Source organism: Polaromonas sp. AER18D-145 (assembly GCF_002379095.1).
GTDB lineage: Bacteria > Pseudomonadota > Gammaproteobacteria > Burkholderiales > Burkholderiaceae_C > Polaromonas.
This window is the reverse complement of the sequence record NZ_NBZV01000016.1, coordinates 69,529-88,096: the sequence shown is the minus strand read 5'-3', so window position 1 is coordinate 88,096 and position 18,568 is coordinate 69,529. Positions and strand designations below refer to the sequence as shown.

The following is an 18,568-nucleotide window of genomic DNA, read 5'->3' as shown; positions in this document are numbered from 1 at the left end:
CGCCCAACGAAGGCCACAGACAGCGTGTAAGGCCTTGCCAGGCTTCGCGCAATCGTGCGATCACGCGCAAAGCACGACTCGGGCCCTCAAAAATTCACCTCGCCCGCAAATCATCGCTTGCGCGCACTCAAGTCCGACAGGCTCCTAGACCGGACTGGTGTCCGCTCGTCGTCGTGCGCCTTGATTGGCACTGTTTTCACCGCGTTCGCATTCCTGAAAACAGGGTGAACAGGCCCTTGGGCTACTGCGCGGGCGATCTGCGGCGTTGGTCCGGTGCTCCCCATCCTCACGTACCTGAAGTACGTTCCGGTGGGTCCGCTCCGTCCGCCTTGCAGCTCATCCCGCTCGCTACGCCCTGGCGGCTACGTGGTTCTTTAAGGGGAACGTCATGCAACAGCAGTTTCTGGAATCGGGCACGTCGCAACTGGCCTTGCGGGTCTACGAATCGGCTGAGCCGGCGCTTGCCAGCGTGGTCATCGGCGGCGCAATGGGTGTGCGGCAGGACTACTACGCGCCGTTTGCCGAATGGTTGTCCGGCCAGGGCTTTCGCGTCACGACGTTTGACTACCGCGGCTCGGGTGAATCCTTGCCCGGTACGCCGGATGGCTCGCTGCGTGGCTTCCAGGCCGATCTTTTCGACTGGGCCAGCGACTACGGCGCGGTGGTGGCCTCGGCCAAGGCTGCACTGCCGCAGGCGCCGCTTTACCTGCTGGGTCACAGCCTGGGCGCGCAACTGCCGGGTTTCCTGAAAAACCAGCACCAGGTCGACGGCCTGGTCAGCATTGCCGCCGGCAGTGGTTACTGGCGCGACAACGCGCCGCAGCTCAAGCGCGTGGTGCTGTATTTCTGGTACGTGCTGGTGCCGCTGGCTACACGCCTGTGCGGCTATTTCCCGGGGCGCAGGCTCAGGAAGGTCGGCGACCTGCCGGCCGGCGTGGTGCTGCAGTGGCGCAAGTGGTGCCTGAACCCGCTCTACAGCGTGGGCGCCGAAGGCGAGGGGGCGCGCCTGGCCTATGCGCAGGCCAGGTTTCCGGTGCTGGCGCTGTCCATCACCGACGATGAACTGATGACCTGGCGCGGCACGCAGAACCTGATCAACCTGTACAGCGGTGCGCCGCGCAGTTTTGAGCGCATCACGCCGGGCGAACTGGGCGTGCGGCGCGTCGGGCATTTCGGCTTTTTCCGCGACCAGTTCCGTCAGAACCTGTGGCCGCACACGGTGCAGATTCTCGAGCAGATGCGCCTGGCCCGCCCGGCGGCTGGCGTCCCCGGCACGACTGCCTGAGACCGACGGCGGCGGCATACTCCGAGCATGATTTCTCATCCTTTGGATACCGCGGTGGCCTTGCAGGCGCAGGCCGACGGCACATGTCTCGGTCACACCAGCGCGGCCTATGCCAACATGGTCGGGCCCTTCGGCGGCGTCACGGCAGCGCAGGCCTTGAACGCCGTGTTGCAGCATCCGCAGCGCCTGGGCGATCCGATTTCGCTGACCGTCAACTTCGCCGCCGCGCTGGCGGACGGGCCGTTCAGCGTGAGTGCGCGCCCCGCACGCACCAACCGCTCGACTCAGCACTGGGTCATCGAGATGCAACAAAACGGCGAGACGGTGCTGACCGGCACCGCGTTTTTCGGCTTGCGGCGCGAGACCTGGGGCGCCGACGAACACGCCATGCCGGCCGTCCCGGCCCCGGCCGATGTCGCCCGGGCCGGCGGCCCGACCCGGGTCGAGTGGGTCAAACGTTATGAAATGCGTTTTGCAGAGGGCGCGATTCCTGTCGAATGGCACGGGGCCGACCAGGGCGCGAGCCGCACCCTGCTGTGGCTGCGCGACGACCCGCCCCGTCCGCTGGATTTCGCCTCGCTGACGGCGCTGTCGGATGTATTTTATCCGCGCGTCTGGCGCCGCCGGCCGCTGCTGGTGCCGATAGGCACGGTGTCGATGACGGTGTATTACCATGCCGATGCAGCCTTGCTGCAGGCCACCGGCAGCGCTTACCTGCTGGGGCAGACGCAGGCCCAGGCCTTTCGCAACGGCTATTTCGACCAGACCGCGCAGTTGTGGAACGAAGCCGGCCAATTGCTGGTGACCACGCACCAGGTCGTTTATTACAAGGAGTGAATATGGCCCCCACGCTTGTCACTTCGTGTACTGCGCTGCCCCCCGGGGGGCCGCTGCGCCTGCGGACTGGCAAAGCCAGATCCGCGGCCCCTGCTTGAAAAGACAGCCCTCACGTTCGTTCGCTGCGTGTAACTCGCTGCCCGAGGGGCCATTGCCTGCGGGCCCGGGTTGGCCTGGAAGCGTTAGCGTCTGTATCTATTTCGTCAAACAAACACTGGAAAGCAATACATGAGCACAGACATCCTGATCCACACCGACAACGCGGTGATGACCATCACCCTGAACCGGGTCGAGAAGAAAAACTCCATCACCTCGGCCATGTACGCCGCCATGGCCGACGCGCTGGACGCTGCCCATGCCGATGCGGCCGTGCGTGTGGTGGTGATCCAGGGTCACGAAAGCATTTTTTCAGCCGGCAACGACATCGGTGATTTCCTCAACGGCCCGCCTGCCACCCACGAGTCGCCGGTGTTCCGCTTTCTGCGCGGCATCAGCACCTTTCCCAAGCCGCTGGTGGCTGCCGTGTGTGGCCCCGCGGTCGGCATAGGCACCACCCTGCTGCTGCATTGCGACCTGGTCTACGCCGGCGACAACGCCGCATTTTCGATGCCGTTTGTGAACCTGGGCCTGTGCCCCGAGGCGGCGTCGAGCCTTCTGGCGCCGCAGCTCATGGGTTATGCGCGCGCGGCCGAGGCGTTGCTGCTCGGCGAGCCCTTCATGGCCGAGTCGGCGCTTGAGATGGGCCTGATCAACCGCATCGTGCCACCCGCCGAAGCCAATGCCCTGGCGCAACGGCAGGCGCAAAAACTCGCGGCCAAACCGCTGAGCTCGCTGGTGGAAACCAAGCGACTGATGAAAAAAGGCCAGGCCGGCATGGTGGCCGAGCGCATGGCTGAAGAAGGCGTGAGTTTTGGCCGCATGCTCAAGGAGCCCGCCGCCCGCGAAGCGTTCGGCGCTTTCATGGAAAAGCGCAAGCCGGATTTCAGCAAGGTCTGAAATTCGCCACACGCAGTGTGGGTCCGGCGCAGCCGGTGCGCAGCAGCTTTCGCCAAAAGCGACGGCCCGACTTCAGCAAGGTCTGAAGTCGGCGTCCGGAGGACGGGACCGCGTAGCGGGCCGGCGGTTTCGCCAAAAGCGCAAGCCGGATTTTTCCAAAGTTTGAGTCCAAATTGGCCAGTAGCCCTTATTCGGTGGTCGCAAGAAGCTATCAATTGTGTAGCATTCAGGAGGCATCATGAGTTCAGTACCCGGTCTCAAAGGAAAAACCCTGTTCATCACCGGCGCCTCGCGCGGCATTGGCCTGGCGATTGCCACCCGTGCCGCGGCCGATGGCGCCAACATCGTGATCCTGGCCAAAACCACCGACCCTAACCCCAAGCTGCCAGGCACGATTTACAGCGCGGCCGAAGCGGTGAAAGAGGCCGGCGGGCAGGCGCTGCCGCTGGCGGTGGATATCCGTGACGAAGACGCGGTGACGGCGGCGGTGGCCAAGGCGGTGGAAGCTTTCGGCGGCATCGACATCCTCGTCAACAACGCCAGCGCCATCAGCCTGACCGACACCGAACACACGCCGATGAAGCGTTACGACCTGATGAACGGCATCAACGCGCGCGGCACCTACCTGTGCACCCAGGCCTGCCTGGCAGAGCTGAAAAAATCCGCGCAGGCCGGGCGCAACCCGCAGGTGCTCACCATGTCGCCGCCGCTGAGCATGAAGCAGCACTGGTTCGAGCACCACACGGCCTACACCATGGCCAAGTACGGCATGAGCATGTGCACCCTGGGCCATTCGGGCGAATTCAAGAAATACGGCATTGCCGTCAACAGCCTGTGGCCGCGCACCGCGATTGCCACGGCCGCCCTGCAGATGATCCCTGGCGTGGACCTGAAGCTGTGCCGCAAGCCGGAGATTCTTTCGGACGCGGCCTACCTGATCCTGACCAGTCCAAACCCGGCCAACGGCCATTTCTACATAGATGACGAGCTGCTGGCCGCACATGGCGTGACCGATCTGGAGAAGTATTCGGTAACTCCGGGCACGAAAAACTTCATCCCGGACTTTTTTGTGGACTAGAACGATGCCTTACATGCTGCTCATCCACGAACCCGTCGGCCAGCGCCTGACCCGCAGCCAGGCCGAAGGCGAGGCGGTGTACGGGCGCATGCTGAAGTTTGCCGACGAGCTGAAATCAGAGGGCGTGTTGCTTGGCGTGGAGTCGCTCGGCTCGCAGGACAGTGCCGCCCGCGTGCGTGTCAGCGCCGGCAAAGCGCAGGTGCTGGACGGCCCGTTTGCCGAGGCCAAGGAAATGGTGGGAGGCTTCTTTCTGGTGAACTGCGCCACCCGGGAGCAAGCCCTGGCGATTGCTGCCCGTTGCCCCGCCGCTGAATGGGCCACGCTGGAGGTTCGGGCCACCGGCCCCTGCTTCCTCTGAGTTCCGGCAGAAGCAGGTAAGGGTTTTCACCAGGCTCGGGTTTGTCGATTTCGCATCGGTTGCTTCGTCGTGTCAACAGGAGGCCAGGGATTCTGGCCGCACACACAAGGAGTACCAGGATGCGATTCATGATCATTGTGAAGTCGACGCCCGAGTTTGAGGCCGAGACCACCCCGCAGACCCCCGACGAAAAACTGATGGCTGCCATGGCCGACTTCCACGAGGAGTTGGCCAAGGCCGGTGTGCTGCTCGATGCCACTGGGCTGCAGCCCAGCCGCAAGGGCTGGCGCATCCACTACGACGGCCAGAAGCGCACCGTGATTGACGGCCCTTTCGCGGAAGCCAAGGAACTGATCGCCGGCTTCACCACTATCCAGGTGCGCAGCCGCGAAGAGGCGCTGGCGTGGTCGCGCCGTTTCCCCAACCCTGTCGGCGAAAACGCACCGGCCGTGATCGAGGTTCGCCAGCTGTATGAACTGGACGACTTCGAGCCCAGCGCGCAGGTCGAGCGTTTCCGCGAGATGAACACGCCCAGCCAGAAGTAGGGAGCGCGCCATGATCAAAACCACCTTGCTCACCCTGCTGGGGCTGGTCGTGCTGGCCATTGCCGTGGTTGCGGCCATTGCCTCGCAGCGGCCGGACACCTTCCGCGTGTCGCGCAGCGCCAGCATCGCTGCGCCGGCAGAAAAAATCTTCCCACTGGTCAACGACGTCCGGGCCTTCAATACCTGGAACCCGTATGCGCTGAAAGCCCCGGAGATGAAAGGCGGCTACAGCGGCCCGTTCATCGGGCCCGGCGCCCACTACGACTTCGAAAGCCGGAAGGCCGGCAGCGGAAGTTGCGAGATCGTGCAGGCCAGCGCGCCTTCGCAACTGAAGATGCGCCTGGTCATGACTGCACCGTTCAAGGCCGACAACCTCATCACCTTCAGCATCGTGCCTCAAGGTCAGACCGCGCAGGTCACCTGGGCCATGGAAGGCCCCGCACCTTTTGTCTCCAGATTCATGGGTGTGATTTTCAACATGGACAAGATGATTGGCACCGACTTCGAAGCCGGCCTCGCCAACCTCAAGGCCAGGGCGGAGCAGGCCTGACGGCCGCCCCTGTCTTGCCTCAACCATCTTCAAAGGAACAGCCATGACCCGCCAGATTTTTGTCAACCTTCCCATCAAGAACATGGAAAAGAGCCAGGCCTTCTTCAAGAGCCTGGGCTTTTCCTTCAACCCGCAGTTCACCAACGAGCAGGGCGCCTGCATGGTGATCAGCGAGGACCACAACTACGTGATGCTGCTGATCGAGCCCTTCTTCCAGGGCTTCACCAAAAAGCCGGTCGCCGATGCAACGAAGACCACCGAGGTGTTGATTGCGCTGTCATGCGAGAGCCGCGCCGAAGTGGACGAACTGGTGAAGAAGGCGCTGGCCGCCGGCGGCACCGCGTCCAACCCCTCGCAGGACCATGGCTTCATGTACAGCCACGGTTTCACCGACCTGGATGGCCATGTCTGGGAACTGGTGTGGATGAAAGCTTGAGCCCCCACGGTCGCTCACTGCGTGTAGCTCCCTGCCCCTCAGGGGGGCCGCTGCGCCTGCGGGCTGGCAAAGCCAGTCCCTCGGCCCCGGCTTGATTGAAGAAACCCAACGCTCACTGACTGCTTGTCATTCCCCGCCCCTTGCGATTAGGGAACGAGGCATGCCGGTACCATTGATTCATGCATTCCTCCACCCATGAGGCGATTTCAGCCGTCTGGCGCATCGAGTCCGCGAAAATCGTGGCAGCGGTGGCGCGCATGGTGCGCGAGATCGGGCTGGCCGAGGAACTCGCGCAGGACGCGCTGGTTGCCGCGCTGGAAAGCTGGCCCGGCAAGGGTGTGCCGGACAATCCCGGCGCCTGGCTGATGCGGGTGGCCAAAAACCGCGCGCTGGACCACCTGCGGCACCAGAAGATGCAGGGCGAAAAGCTGGAGCAGCTCGGCCATGCGCTGGAGGCGCAGGAGGCGCTGGTCGTGCCCGATTTCGTGGACGCGCTTGACGCGGCCCGACAGGACGAGATCGGCGATGACCTGCTGCGCCTGATCTTCACCGCCTGCCACCCGGTGCTGTCCACCGAAGCGCGGCTGGCGCTGACGCTCAAGCTGCTGGGCGGCCTGACCACCCATGAAATCGCCCGCGCTGTCCTGGTGCCCGAGCCCACGCTGGCCCAGCGTATCGTGCGCGCCAAGCGCACCCTGGCCGAGGCGCGCGTGCCGTTCGAAGTCCCGCGCGGCGATGAATTGGGTGCACGCCTGGCCTCGGTGCTGGAGGTGGTCTACCTGCTGTTCAACGAGGGCTACACCGCCACCGCCGGCGACCACTGGATGCGACCCGCGCTGACGGATGAAGCGCTGCGCCTGGGCCGCATGCTGGCCGGCCTGGCAGCGGACGAGTCCGAGGTGCAGGGCCTGCTGGCACTGATGGAGCTGCAAGCCTCGCGCATGGCCGCCCGGGTGGATGCGGCCGGCCGGCCGATACTGCTGGCCGACCAGAACCGGACGCGCTGGGACCATCTCCTGATCCGCAGGGGGCTGGCCGCGCTCGACATGGCCATGGCGCTGGCCGAGTCATCGGCCCGCGCCATGGGGCCGTATGCGCTGCAGGCCGCCATTGCCGCCTGCCATGCCCGTGCGCCAACCTCGGGGGAGACTGACTGGGTGCGTATTGCCGCCCTGTACGACGCGCTGGCACAAACCGCACCATCGCCGGTGGTGGAGCTCAACCGCGCCGTGGCGGTCAGCATGGCCTTCGGACCGGCGGCCGGGCTGGCCATCATCGATGCGCTGCGCGGCGACAAAGCCCTGCAGAATTACCAGTGGCTACCCAGCGTGCGCGGCGACCTGCTCGCCAGGCTGGGCCGCAACGACGAGGCGCGCCATGAGTTTGAACGCGCCGCGGCGCTGGCGGGCAATCTGCGTGAGCGCGAATTGCTGCTCGAGCGTGCGCAGGGGCTGCTCCCCTGATTGCATCGATTCAAGGGCCGATCAGCGCGAGGTAGGCTCGGCGCGTTTCTGGTGCGACCGACGCCAGCACCTGCTCATAAGACGTCTTGTGGCGGACCAGCAGCCGGGCAGAGGCGACGGCCTTGGACTTGCAGAACCAGTGGCAGGTGTGCTGCATCAGGAAAACCTCGGCGGACAGGGTGAAGGCCTTGGTTTTGGGCGATTGTTCGGGCTTGTTTTTCGCGGCGCGCGTGATTCCTTCGGCATGCACCAGCAGGACCTGGCGCAGGTCGAATGTCGCCGCCGGAAAGAGCTTGTCGGCGTAAGGCAGGGGCAGGGGAAGCCTGCTCACGCGTGCCGCGGCGCCTTCCACCCGGGAGAACCCGGCCACGAAGTTGTTGAACTGCTCGCACAGCTTGGTTTCGGTGCTCGTCAACAGGTTCCAGATGCTTGCGCGGCGCTCCGGATCGTCCTCGCGAAGCGCGCGCATGTAGCCCTCTGTCAGGCTTTCCATGAGTTTTTCGATCTGGTACTGGCCGAGATGGCTGCCCAGCAGGGCGATGCGCTTGCGTTCGTAGCCAGATTTGAGCGCATAAGCGCCGGCGGCGACCATCAGCGCCAGAAAGAAGAGGTCCATCAATGCTTCGGTTTTGTTTTGGGAAGCCCCCAGTGTAGTCAGCTGGGGTTCCGGGGCCGTGTCGCAGCCCGTGTCTATTTTTACAAAGCAAGCGCTTGCTAAAAATAACGGCTTTTGTTATGGTCTGCTTCCATGGACAAAAAACCTGCGCGCACCCGCCCTGCCGGCCGCGCCCTGGCCCCGCCTGTTGCTGTTGTCGCAGCCGCTGAAAAGCGGCCGCGCGGCCGGCCGCGCAAGACGCCCGGCGAACGCGACGACGGCAACCGGCGGGTGGAACTGGTCAACACCGCCGCGCGGCTGTTTCGCCGCAAGGGGTTTGACGGCACCAGCACGCGCGATATCGCCGCAGCCGTGGGCATGCACAGCGGCTCGCCTTTCTACCATTTCAAAAGCAAGGGTGCGCTGCTTTATGCCGTGATGGAAGAGGGCATGCGTTCGGCCATGGCCCGGCAGGCGGCGGCGCTGGAGGCGGCGGCGCCGTCCGCACCCGACGCGGCGGCTTTGCTGCGCGTGTTGATCCGCAATCATTTCGACGTGCTGCTGGGCCCGGGCAGCGATTTCATTCCCGTAATGCTGTACGAGTCGCGTTCCATCACGGCCAGGCAGCGCGCATCGCTGGCCAGGCTGCAGGGCGACTACGAATCGGTCTGGGGGCCGGTGCTCCAGGCCCTGAGCGACCAGGGCCGGCTGCAAGCCCCGGTGAAGCTGGCGCGGCTGCTGATTTTTGGGGCGCTGAACTGGTCGGCGCAGTGGTTTGACGCAAAAAAAGGGGCGTCGCTCGATGAGCTGGCCGACGCGGCCATGGCGCTGTTCATCGGCGAAAACCGGACGCCCGCCACAAGGAAACCCCGAGCATGACTTACCGATCCGTTTTCAGCGCCGGCCTGTTTGCCGGCAAGGTGGTGGTGGTCACCGGCGGCGGCTCCGGCATCGGCCGCTGCACGGCACATGAGCTGGCAGCCCTGGGCGCGCATGTCGTGCTGATCGGCCGCAAGATCGACAAGCTGCACGAGGTGGCCGGCGAGATTGTGGCCGCCGGCGGCCGCGCCAGTTTCCACCCCTGCGACATCCGCCAGGAAGAGGCGGTGAAGGTCACCGTCGCGGCGATTGTGATCGCGCGGGGCCGCATCGACGCCCTGGTCAACAACGCAGGCGGGCAGTACATCGCGCCGCTGGAAAGCATCAGCGCCAAGGGCTGGGAAGCGGTCATCAACACCAACCTGACGGGCGGCTTCCTGATGGCACGCGAGTGTTACCTGCAGGCCATGGCGGAGCACGGCGGCAGCATCGTCAATATCGTGGCCGACATCTGGGGCTCCATGCCCTCCATGGGCCACAGCGGTGCGGCGCGCGCCGGCATGGTCAGCTTCACCGAAACCGCGGCCGCCGAGTGGGCGCACAGCGGCGTGCGCATCAACGCGGTGGCACCGGGTTACATCGCATCGAGCGGCATGGACCACTACCCGCCCGAGGCCGGGGACATGTTGCGCGAGATGCGCAACACCGTGCCGCTGGGCCGCTTTGGCACCGAGGCGGAAACCTCGGCCGCCATCGTGTTTTTGCTGAGCCCGGCGGCCAGCTTCATCAGCGGCACCGTGTTGCGCGTGGATGGCGCGCGCCCGCAGGTGCGCATGGGCTGGCCGATGCGCCTGCCCGATGCCGAGGCGCAGCAGCGCGCTGCCGTCAAGCCGTTTGACGGTTTTCATCTGGCGACGACGCCCAAGGTGTTCCAGGAGCCAGAGGCGAAGAGCCCTCACCCTAACCCTCTCCCAGAGGGAGAGGGGACTGGCGTCGGGGCTCTTACTCCCTCTCTCTCTCCCTCTGGGAGAGGGCAGGGGTGAGGGCAGTGACGGCCTACACATCCAGCTGGAATACGCAAGGCGTGCAGGCCCTGCAGCGCAGCGACGCCATGCTTGCGCGCATTGCAGCTCTGCGTGCGCTGGAGGCTCGCGCCGCACAGGCTTCAGCCAAATCCAGACCTGTGTTTGACAAGCGCGGCCAGTTGTTGCCGCGTGAACGTGTGGCCCTGCTGCTGGACCCGGGCGCGCCCTGGCTGCCTTTGTGTTCGCTGGCGGGGTTCATGCAGGATCACCGGGATGCGGAGCTCTCGATTCCAGGCGGTGGTATTGTGGCCGGTATCGGGTTCATCGAGGGCGCACGCTGCATGGTCGTGGCCAGCGACTCGGGCATCGAGGCCGGCGCCATCCAGGCCATGGGGCTGGAGAAAATCCTGCGGGTGCAGGAGATCGCATTGCAGAACAAGCTGCCTTTCATTCATCTGGTGGAGAGCGCCGGCGCCAACCTGATGCGTTACCGCGTCGAGGGGTTTGTCCAGGGCGGCGCCCTGTTCCGAAACCTCGCGCGCCTGTCGGCGGCGGGCATTCCGGTCATCACGGTGCAGCACGGCTCCGGCACGGCGGGCGGGGCCTACATGCCGGGCCTCTCGGACGTGGTGATCATGGTGCGCAACCGCTCGCGCGCCTTTCTGGCTGGCCCGCCGCTGCTGATGGCGGCCACCGGCGAGGTGGCCACCGAAGAGGAGCTGGGCGGCGCCGAGATGCATACCAGCGTGTCGGGCCTCGGTGAACAGCTGGCCGAGGATGACCGCCAGGCGCTGGGCCTGGCGCGCCAGGCCGTGGCCCGGACTGCATGGTCAAATCGGCCTCCAGCCCATATGATACGGGCGCAAGCAGCTATTGATTCAGGAGCAAACGAGCCGCTGTACCCGGCCGATGAGCTGCTCGGGCTGATGGCCGGCGATCTGCGCCAGCCGGTGGACATGCATGAAGTGATTGCGCGGCTGGTCGATGGCTCGGACTTCCTGCCCTTCAAGGCCCTCTACGGCGCCGCCACGGTGTGTGTGCAGGCGGCGATTGGCGGTCACGCGGTGGGCATCATCAGCAACAACGGCCCCATCGACGTGGCGGGAGCCAACAAGGCCACCCATTTCATCCAGCTGATGTGCCAGCTCGGCCACCCCATCGTCTACCTGCAGAACACCACCGGCTACATGGTCGGCAAGGACGCCGAGCAGGGCGGCATGATCAAACACGGCTCCAAGATGATCCAGGCCGTCACCAACGCCACGGTGCCGCAGATCACGATCCAATGCGGCGCCTCGTTTGGTGCCGGCAACTACGGCATGTGCGGCCGCGGTTATGCGCCGCGTTTCCTGTTCAGCTGGCCCAGTGCCAAAACCGCGGTCATGGGTGGCGAGCAGGCGGCGCGCACCATGCAGATCGTGACGGAGGCCGCGATGCTGCGCAAAGGCATCACCGTCGATGCGGCGCAGTCGCAGGCCCAGTTCGACAAGATCGTCGCCGTGTTCGAGGCGCAGGCCGACGCTTTCTACACCTCGGGCCTGCTGCTCGACGACGGTGTCATTGATCCGCGCGATACCCGCGCGGTGCTGGCGCAGTGCCTGGCCATGTGTGCCGAGGCGGAAGCCCGGCAGTTGCGGCCCATGCAGTTTGGAGTTGCAAGGATGTAAACAGGAATCCGTTCGCCCTGAGCTTGTCGAAGGGGGTCCGGAAGGCTCGCGACAAGGCTTCGACAAGCTCAGCCCGAACGGTAAAAAACAGGAGACAAAAATGCAATACACCCACGAGCACCTCGAAATCCAGAAGACCCTCAAGCGATTTATCGACGCCGAGATCAACCCGCATGTGGACGAATGGGAAGCGGCTGAAATTTTCCCCGCCCATGAGGTCTTCAAGAAACTCGGCAATCTGGGCATGCTCGGTCTGACCAAGCCCGAGGAATTCGGCGGCGCAGGACTCGACTATTCCTACGGCGTCGCCATGGCCGAGGCACTGGGCCACATCGACTGCGGCGGCATCCCGATGGCGATTGGTGTGCAGACCGACATGTGCACCCCCGCGCTGGCGCGGTTTGGCAGCGACGAGCTCAAGCGCGAGTTCCTCGCCCCGGCGATTGCCGGCGACACGGTCGGCTGCATAGGCGTCAGCGAGCCGGGCGCCGGCAGCGACGTGGCGTCCATCAAGAGCCACGCGCGCAAGGACGGCGGCGACTATGTGATCAGCGGCCAGAAGATGTGGATCACCAACAGCCTGCAGGCTGACTGGATGTGCATGCTGGTCAACACTGGCGACGGCCCGCAGCACAAGAATAAAAGCCTGGTGATGGTGCCCATGCGCGAGAAGGGCAAGCTGCGCCAGGGCATCGAAGTCGGCAAGAAGATCAAGAAGATAGGCATGAATGCCAGCGACACCGGCCTGATTTATTTCGACGAGGTGCGGGTGCCGCAGCGCTACCTGATTGGCGCCGAAGGCTCGGGCTTCATGTACCAGATGATGCAGTTCCAGGAAGAGCGGCTCTGGTGCGCGGCCAGCTGCATCCAGTCGCTCACCAACTGCATAGACTGGACGGTGGAGTGGGCGCACGAACGCAAACTGTTCGGCGCCACGCTGGCCGACCAGCAGTGGGTGCAGTTCAAGCTGGCCGAGATGAAGACCGAGGTGGAGAGCCTGCGCGCCATGACCTACCGCGCCTGTGAGCTTTATGTGCAGGGTCAGGACGTGACCGAGCTGGCCTCCATGGCCAAGCTGAAGGCCGGGCGGCTGAACCGCCTGGTGCCCGACACCTGTTTGCAGTTCTGGGGCGGCATGGGCTTCACCTGGGAGAACAAGGTGGCACGCATGTACCGCGACGGCCGGCTGGCTTCGATAGGCGGCGGTGCCGACGAAGTCATGATGGGCATCATCGCCAAGTACATGGGCCTGGCCAAAAGCAGCAAAAAACCCGCTGCCTGAGGATGACCACGGCCATGAGCGACAAGCTGCAGATCACCCGCTCGGGTGAGGTCGAACACTGGACCCTGCACGACCCGGCCACGCGCAATGCGCTGACCGACGAGGTGGTGAGCGCGCTGGCACAAGCCTGCGCACTCGCCGCGCAGGACAGGGCCTTGCGCTTTGTCGTGTTGCAAGGCAGCGCCGGCGCGTTTTGCGCCGGTGGCAGTCTGGGCGGTTTTGCCCAGGCGATAGGGCAGGCGTTGCCAGCCGGGCAGACCGACCCGCTGCTGGCCATGAACGCCGGCTTTGGCCATTTGCTGCAGGCCCTGTGCGCGCTGCCGCAGATGCTGCTGGTGGCGGTGGATGGACCGGCCATGGGCGGCGGCTTGGGGCTGGTGTGCTGCGGTGACTTCGTGCTGGCCAGTCCGCGCGCTGTGTTTGCCACGCCCGAGGTCACGCTGGGTGTGGTTCCTGCGCAGATTGCGCCTTTTGTACACCGGCGCCTGGGCGACCGGCTGGCGCGGCAGCTGATGCTGTCCGGAGAAAAACTTGCCGCACAGCAAGCCCTGGCACAAGGTCTGGTGGACGAGGTCGCTGACGATCTGCCGGCCGCCGTAGCCAGTCGCATCAGCGCGCTGCGCCGGGCGGCCCCGGGCGCCGTGGCCCATACCAAGGCTTTGCTTTGCATGCTGAATCAGGCTCCAGCCCTTGATCTACCTAAGCAGGCAGCTATCAAATTCGCAGCAAACCTGCGCAGCCCCGAGGCCGCCGAAGGCCTCGCGGCCTTTGCGCAAAAGCGCAAGCCCGGGTGGGCGGCATGAGCACCACAACCATTCGCCGCCTGCTGATCGCCAACCGCGGCGAAATCGCGCGCCGCATCATCCGCACCGCGCACCGCATGGGCATTGCCACGGTGGCCGTCTATTCCGACGCCGATGCGCAGGCCCTGCATGTGCAGGAAGCCGGCAGTGCGGTGGCGCTGGGCGGCGCACTGTCGGCCGATTCCTATTTGCGTATCGACAAGCTGCTGGCCGCCGCGAAGACGGCCGGCGCGGATGCGGTGCATCCCGGCTACGGCTTCCTGAGTGAGAGCCCGGAGTTCGCACAGGCTGTGCTCGATGCCGGCCTGACCTGGGTCGGTCCGCCACCGGCCGCGATTCGCGCGCTGGGCAACAAGGCCAGCGCCAAGAACCTGGCGCTGCAGCAAAACGTGCCCTGCCTGAGCGGCTACCAGGGCCCGGACCAGTCCGACCAGCGTTTGATGGCCGAGGCGGACAAGCTGGGTTACCCGCTGATGGTCAAGGCCGCGGCAGGCGGCGGCGGCCGCGGCATGCGTCTGGTGCTGGAGCCGTCCCTGTTGCAGGCGGCCCTGCACAGCGCGCGCTCCGAAGCGCTGTCGTCGTTTGGCAGTGACGAGTTGCTGCTCGAACGCGCACTCCTGCAGCCGCGCCATGTCGAGGTGCAGGTGTTTGCCGATGCGCATGGCCAGTGCATTCACCTGGGGGAGCGCGACTGTTCGGTGCAGCGGCGTCACCAGAAACTGATTGAAGAATCACCGAGTCCTGCGGTGGACCCTGTGTTGCGTGAACGCATGGGCGCCTGCGCGGTGGCGCTGGCGCAGGCGGCCGGCTACGTGGGCGCCGGCACGGTGGAGTTTTTGCTCGACGAGAACGGGGATTTTTTCCTCATGGAGATGAACACCCGGCTGCAGGTCGAGCACCCGGTCACCGAAGCGGTGACGGGCCTGGACCTGGTCGAGTGGCAGTTGCGCATGGCGCAGGGCGAGGCCTTGCCGCTGGGCCAGGACGACGTGGTTTTCCGCGGGCACGCCATCGAGGTGCGTCTGTGTGCCGAAGACGATGATTTTTCGCCGCATGCCGGGCGGGTGCAGCACTTTGTTGAGCCTGCGCACGCGCGGTTTGACCATGCGCTGCAGGCCGGTGGCGAGGTCACGCCGTTTTACGACTCCATGCTCGGCAAGCTGATCGTGCATGGGGCCTCGCGGGCGGAGGCCATGGACGGCCTGGTGGCAGCGCTGGCCGGCACGCAGGTGCTGGGCCTGCCGACCAACCGCGCTTTTCTGGCGGCGTGCCTGGCGCACCCGGTGTTTCGCGCCGGCCAGGCGCTGATTCCCTTTCTGGCCGAACACGGTGACGATATCCGCAAGACCTTGCGGGACCAGCAAACGCAGGTGTTGTTGCCGGCCGCCCTGGGGCTGACCTTCCAGGGCGGCGCCGGCGCTGCGCAGGCCTTGCCCTGTCCGTTCGGCAAGGCCTTGCGCGTGCTGCATGGCGAGCAGGTGCTGGCCATCACCGTAACGGAAACCGGCGCGGGCGGGCTGGACGTTTCGTCGGGCGCGCACCAGCACGCGGCCGCCTGTGTGCCTGCCGGGGCCGGCCGGATGCGGGTCACGCTCGACGGCCTGAGTCGCACGGTGTTGGCTTGCCGGGTGGCCGACGGGCGCTGGCATGTGCAGGTCGGTGCCACCGATGTCTGGCTGAGGGACGCGAGTTTTGAGCCTGCGGCCGGAGTCGCCTCCAGCAGCCAAGCCATGGAACTCCGGGCGCCGTTTAATGGAAAAGTAATCGCGGTCAAGGTGAGCGCCGGCGCATCGGTGAAGCGCGGCGACACCTTGCTGGTCATCGAGTCGATGAAACTCGAACATGCGGTCTGCGCGACGCGCGATGCGGTGGTCGCGGCCATTTCCGTGGAGCCCGGCCAGCAGACAGCGCCAGGCCAGGTCTTGTTGAGGTTTGAAGCATGAACACTTCCTCCGGCGATCTCGACATGCTGGCCGACATCACCGCCTCGGTCCGGCGTTTCGCGCAGAACGGCATCGCACCGCATGTCAGCCAGTGGGATGACGCGGGCGAGTTTCCGCGTGCCCTCTACCCCCAGGCGGCCGGGCTGGGCCTGCTGGCGCTGGGTTACCCCGAGGCACTGGGCGGCACCCCGGCCTCCTGGCGGCTGCGCAACGCAATGACGCTGGCGCTGTGCCGCTATGGCGGCAGCGGCGGTGTGCTGGCCAGCCTGTTTTCGCACAACATCGGTCTGCCACCGGTGCTCGCTTATGGATTGGCGGCGCTGCAGCAGGCGGTGATTCCGCCGGTGCTGCGTGGGGAGAAGATTGCGGCACTGGCGATCACCGAGCCCGGCGGCGGCTCCGATGTGGCGGCCTTGCGCACGACGGCGCGGCGCGACGGGGCCGACTATGTGATCGATGGGGAGAAGGTTTTCATCACCTCGGGCATGCGCGCGGACTTCATCACGGTGGCGGTGCGCACCGGGGAAGCGGGCTCGAGGGGTGCGGGCGGAATATCCATGATCCTCGTGCCCGGCGACAGCCCGGGCCTGTCGCGGACCCGGCTCGAAAAAATGGGCTGGTGGTGCTCCGACACCGCGCAGCTGCGTTTTGACGGCGTGCGTGTGCCGGCCAGTCATCTGCTGGGCGAGGAGGGCGGTGGTTTCAGAATCATCATGGGCAACTTCAACGGCGAGCGCATGGCGATGTCGGCCGCGGCCCTGGGTTTTGCCCAGGCCTGTTACGACGAGGCGCTGGACTGGGCGCGCCAGCGCAAGACCTTCGGCAGCACACTGGTCGACAAGCAGGTGATTCGCCACAAGCTGGTGGACATGCAGATGCGCATCGCCTCCACCCAGGCCTGGGTCGATGCCGTGGCCGACCGTGCCGACGCCGGCGACCAGGGCCCTGACTGGGTGGCCCATGTCTGCATGCTGAAAAACCATGCGACGCAGACCATGCAGTTCTGTGCCGACCAGGCGGTGCAGATCCTGGGCGGCATGGGCTTCATGCGCGGCACCAAAAGCGAACGCATCTACCGTGAGGTCAAGGTCATGATGATTGGCGGCGGCGCCGAGGAAATCATGAAGGACCTTGCTGCACGACAATTGGGCCTATGACCAGAACCACCCCACCACCAACCGGCACCGTTGACTTCGAGCCCGAGTTCATCGCTGCCCTGAAAACACTTTTTGAAGAAAAAATTGTCTTCAACCAGGCCCTGGGCCTGAAGGTGGTGTCGGTCCGCCCCGAAGGTGTTGTTGGCCGCATCGACATGCGGCCTTCGCTGGTGGGCCACTATGCCTACAACCGCATTCACGGCGGGGTCGTGAGCGCGGGGCTCGACGCGATGGCGGGGCTGGCCATCATGGCGGCGATCGGTGCACGCCACATGGACGAAACCCCGGCCCAGCGCATGCTCCGCTTCTCCAAACTGGGCACCATTGATTTACGGGTGGACTATTTGCGGCCCGCCATCGGCGAGTTTTTTGAACTGCGCGCCGAGGTCCTGCGCCTGGGTTCACGCGTCGCGTCCACCCGCATGGAGTTTCTCGGCGCCGACGGCCAGCTGCTGTCCACCGGGGCGGGTGCTTACATCGTGTCATGAAAAAAGCCGCCCGAAGGCGGCTTTTGACGAAAGAGGCAGTCCGCTTACTTGATGTAGTCGGAGACCACTTTCCATTTTCCGTCGGTGATTTGCGACAGGCGCGAAGCATCGCTGCCCAGGCGTTTGGTGGGCGAATAGCTGCCCGGTGCGCTGCCGAACATGTCGGGTGGAATGGTCATTGTGTCCATCACCTTGATGAAACTGTCCGTCGTCAGGCTGGGACCGGCCTTTTGCGCCGCCTTGGCAAAGATGTCGATGATGTTGTAGCCATAGACCGAGAAAACGGTGGGGTCTTCATTGAACTTGGTCTTGTACTTGTTGGCCCAGAAACGGATGGGCTGCGAAGCTTCGTCGAGGTAGGGGTTCTGCACCGTCATGGTGGCGTAGAGGCCGTTCATGGCCGGGCCGCCCAGCTTGTGGATCAGATCGGTGTAAGCGGCGCTGGAGCCCAGGAAGATCGGACTGAAGCCGGTTTTGCGTGATTCACCAATGCCGCCTATGGTTTCACGAATGATGGTGCCGAGCACGACCATCTCGCAGCCGGCCGCTTTCATCTTGGCTACCTGCGACGAAAAATCGGTCGCCCCGCGCTTGTAGGACGTCTTCTCGGCGAACTCCAGGCCTATGGTCTTGAGGCCGGCTTCCGCGCCTCGCATCACCTCCAGGCCAAATTCGTCGTCCTGGTACATCGTGCAGACCTTCTTGGCGCCCTTTTCCTTGGCCAGTTTGGGCGCAGCATTGCGCATCTGGTCGTAGTAGGTGGCTGCAAACGAATACTTGAGCTTGTGGAAGGGCTCGTACATTTCGCGCGCTGCGGTGATCGGGAAGAAGTTGATCACGTTCTTGTCAAACTGGACCGGCATGGCGGCCAGATTCTGCGCTGTGCCGATGTGGCCCACCATCATGAAGATCTTGTCCTGGTTGACCAGCTTCTGCGCGGCCAGCACGGCTTTTTTGGGGTCGTAGGCCGAGTCTTCCACAATGAGTTTGAGCTTGCGGCCATTGATGCCGCCCTGCTCGTTGATCTCGTCAACACGCAGCAGCATGCCCAGGCGCGCCTGCTTGCCAAAACCCGCGATGGGCCCCGACAAATCCTGGATGGAACCCAGGGTGATCTCGGTTTTGCTCACGCCTTGCTGGGCGCCGGCAAGTGTACTTGCCAGGGCCAGGGCGGAAAGTACCACAGTTGCTTTGAATTTCATCATTGATCTCCATTTGTAATGGGGGGAAACAGCTGACAC

Annotated in this window: 19 protein-coding genes; 17 read left to right on the top strand and 2 right to left on the bottom strand. The window is 64.8% G+C overall.

Annotated features, from left to right (window positions below; translation table 11 throughout):
* Positions 1-388 precede the first annotated feature (388 nt).
* The 9 genes from B7G52_RS10425 to B7G52_RS10385 all read left to right on the top strand — a co-directional run bounded on the left by B7G52_RS10425 (position 389) and on the right by B7G52_RS10385 (position 7,548).
* Positions 389-1,285: an alpha/beta fold hydrolase gene (locus tag B7G52_RS10425; protein WP_096697536.1), complete on the top strand. Its 897-nt coding sequence runs from the start codon at positions 389-391 to the stop codon at positions 1,283-1,285.
* A gap of 27 nt (positions 1,286-1,312) precedes the next feature.
* Complete coding sequence (locus B7G52_RS10420; protein WP_096697535.1) at positions 1,313-2,122, top strand: acyl-CoA thioesterase II; 810 nt, start codon at positions 1,313-1,315, stop codon at positions 2,120-2,122.
* A 228-nt stretch (positions 2,123-2,350) separates the two neighbouring features.
* Complete coding sequence (locus B7G52_RS10415; protein WP_096697534.1) at positions 2,351-3,118, top strand: enoyl-CoA hydratase; 768 nt, start codon at positions 2,351-2,353, stop codon at positions 3,116-3,118.
* Between the two features lie 238 nt (positions 3,119-3,356).
* The gene (locus B7G52_RS10410) at positions 3,357-4,196 is read left to right on the top strand and encodes an NAD(P)-dependent oxidoreductase (RefSeq protein ID WP_096697533.1); all 840 of its coding nucleotides are present in this window, start codon (positions 3,357-3,359) and stop codon (positions 4,194-4,196) included.
* A 4-nt stretch (positions 4,197-4,200) separates the two neighbouring features.
* The gene (locus tag B7G52_RS10405) at positions 4,201-4,554 is read left to right on the top strand and encodes a YciI family protein (RefSeq protein ID WP_096697532.1); all 354 of its coding nucleotides are present in this window, start codon (positions 4,201-4,203) and stop codon (positions 4,552-4,554) included.
* A 119-nt stretch (positions 4,555-4,673) separates the two neighbouring features.
* Positions 4,674-5,099: a YciI family protein gene (locus B7G52_RS10400; protein ID WP_096697531.1), complete on the top strand. Its 426-nt coding sequence runs from the start codon at positions 4,674-4,676 to the stop codon at positions 5,097-5,099.
* 10 nt (positions 5,100-5,109) lie between these two features.
* Positions 5,110-5,649, top strand: a complete 540-nt coding sequence (locus B7G52_RS10395; RefSeq protein WP_096697530.1) for an SRPBCC family protein — start codon at positions 5,110-5,112, stop codon at positions 5,647-5,649.
* Between the two features lie 43 nt (positions 5,650-5,692).
* Positions 5,693-6,085: a VOC family protein gene (locus B7G52_RS10390; RefSeq protein WP_096697529.1), complete on the top strand. Its 393-nt coding sequence runs from the start codon at positions 5,693-5,695 to the stop codon at positions 6,083-6,085.
* 179 nt (positions 6,086-6,264) lie between these two features.
* Positions 6,265-7,548 carry an RNA polymerase sigma factor gene (locus B7G52_RS10385; protein WP_096697528.1) on the top strand — a complete coding sequence of 428 codons (1,284 nt, stop codon included), beginning with the start codon at positions 6,265-6,267 and terminating at the stop codon, positions 7,546-7,548.
* A 10-nt stretch (positions 7,549-7,558) separates the two neighbouring features.
* Here the strand turns inward: B7G52_RS10385 and B7G52_RS10380 are convergent, their stop codons facing one another.
* Positions 7,559-8,164 (bottom strand): hypothetical protein, encoded by a 606-nt coding sequence (locus B7G52_RS10380; RefSeq protein ID WP_096697527.1) that lies wholly within the window; start codon positions 8,162-8,164, stop codon positions 7,559-7,561.
* A 132-nt stretch (positions 8,165-8,296) separates the two neighbouring features.
* On the opposite strand from B7G52_RS10380, the gene B7G52_RS10375 reads away from it, so the two are divergent.
* The 8 genes from B7G52_RS10375 (at position 8,297) to B7G52_RS10340 (ending at position 17,327) form a co-directional block, all read left to right on the top strand.
* Entirely contained in the window at positions 8,297-9,022 is a 726-nt protein-coding gene (locus tag B7G52_RS10375; protein WP_096697526.1) for a TetR/AcrR family transcriptional regulator, read from the top strand.
* Positions 9,019-10,005 (top strand): SDR family oxidoreductase, encoded by a 987-nt coding sequence (locus tag B7G52_RS10370; RefSeq protein WP_096697525.1) that lies wholly within the window; start codon positions 9,019-9,021, stop codon positions 10,003-10,005. The genes B7G52_RS10375 and B7G52_RS10370 overlap by 4 nt, the downstream gene beginning before the upstream one ends.
* Positions 10,006-10,073: 68 nt before the next feature.
* Positions 10,074-11,654 carry a carboxyl transferase domain-containing protein gene (locus B7G52_RS10365; RefSeq protein WP_205853047.1) on the top strand — a complete coding sequence of 527 codons (1,581 nt, stop codon included), beginning with the start codon at positions 10,074-10,076 and terminating at the stop codon, positions 11,652-11,654.
* A gap of 100 nt (positions 11,655-11,754) precedes the next feature.
* Positions 11,755-12,936: an acyl-CoA dehydrogenase family protein gene (locus B7G52_RS10360; protein ID WP_096697523.1), complete on the top strand. Its 1,182-nt coding sequence runs from the start codon at positions 11,755-11,757 to the stop codon at positions 12,934-12,936.
* Between the two features lie 14 nt (positions 12,937-12,950).
* A complete protein-coding gene (locus B7G52_RS10355) occupies positions 12,951-13,739 on the top strand; it encodes an enoyl-CoA hydratase/isomerase family protein (protein WP_096697541.1) in 789 nt (262 codons plus the stop codon).
* Positions 13,736-15,682: a biotin carboxylase N-terminal domain-containing protein gene (locus B7G52_RS10350; protein ID WP_240523389.1), complete on the top strand. Its 1,947-nt coding sequence runs from the start codon at positions 13,736-13,738 to the stop codon at positions 15,680-15,682. Before B7G52_RS10355 ends, B7G52_RS10350 begins: the two co-directional genes overlap by 4 nt.
* Positions 15,679-16,839: an acyl-CoA dehydrogenase family protein gene (locus B7G52_RS10345; RefSeq protein WP_096697522.1), complete on the top strand. Its 1,161-nt coding sequence runs from the start codon at positions 15,679-15,681 to the stop codon at positions 16,837-16,839. The genes B7G52_RS10350 and B7G52_RS10345 overlap by 4 nt, the downstream gene beginning before the upstream one ends.
* The gene (locus B7G52_RS10340; RefSeq protein ID WP_096697521.1) at positions 16,836-17,327 is read left to right on the top strand and encodes a thioesterase family protein; all 492 of its coding nucleotides are present in this window, start codon (positions 16,836-16,838) and stop codon (positions 17,325-17,327) included. Before B7G52_RS10345 ends, B7G52_RS10340 begins: the two co-directional genes overlap by 4 nt.
* A gap of 44 nt (positions 17,328-17,371) precedes the next feature.
* On the opposite strand, the gene B7G52_RS10335 is transcribed toward B7G52_RS10340, so the two are convergent.
* Positions 17,372-18,529 carry an ABC transporter substrate-binding protein gene (locus B7G52_RS10335; RefSeq protein ID WP_096697539.1) on the bottom strand — a complete coding sequence of 386 codons (1,158 nt, stop codon included), beginning with the start codon at positions 18,527-18,529 and terminating at the stop codon, positions 17,372-17,374.
* Between the last annotated feature and the right edge of the window lie 39 nt (positions 18,530-18,568).